The following is a 660-nucleotide window of genomic DNA, read 5'->3' as shown; positions in this document are numbered from 1 at the left end:
GCTGAAAACGCCGCCAACCAGCTTTTAAGCTTCGCGGGGTGATGCCGATGAAACGCTCATGGTTTCACCATCTCGAATGCACAACGCAGCAGGCCGACGAATTGGTAGCGAGCCAGAAGGGGGTCCAGCGCCAGGTGAGCCAGAGTAGATGGCTAAAGAAAATCCGGCATCATGCCCGCACTGCGGCGGCGAGATTCAGCGAATAGCAGACATCAGAGAGGGTTTCGATAATGTGGCTGGCTTTGATTGAGTGTCAGTGTCTCAGTCCGTCATAGCTTTCCATCTCCTGGCGAACAGCGAATGACTTCCCATACCTAAAAGGGTATGGCTGGGCATCAATATAGTATTGGAAAGGGGGTTAGACCCGTGATTAAGATTGAATCACCCGCCAGACAGGGCGAACGAATACCCAGACAGAGGTGATCATTCTATGAGTAACACAATAACTAAAGTTCAGAACGCCAATGCACGCCGTGGCGGTGATGTATTGTTAGAAGTTCTGGAAAGTGAAGGGGTGGAATATGTGTTTGGTAATCCAGGTACCACCGAACTGCCGTTTATGGATGCGCTGTTAAGAAAACCGTCAATTCAGTACGTGTTAGCTCTGCAGGAAGCGAGTGCAGTCGCCATGGCGGACGGTTATGCGCAGGCAGCAAAAAA

At 50.9% G+C, this 660-nt stretch carries 1 protein-coding gene; it reads left to right on the top strand.

The genetic code is table 11. The annotated features are described in order from the left end of the window. Positions 1-430: 430 nt before the first annotated feature. Positions 431-660 (top strand): thiamine pyrophosphate-binding protein (locus tag CWM53_RS24835; RefSeq protein ID WP_264755259.1); only part of this gene is annotated, 230 nt, incomplete at its 3' end.

The sequence above is a fragment of the Klebsiella sp. A-Nf5 genome (assembly GCF_002810545.1).
Lineage (GTDB): Bacteria > Pseudomonadota > Gammaproteobacteria > Enterobacterales > Enterobacteriaceae > Klebsiella > Klebsiella variicola.
This window is presented reverse-complemented; position numbering and strand designations above follow the sequence as displayed.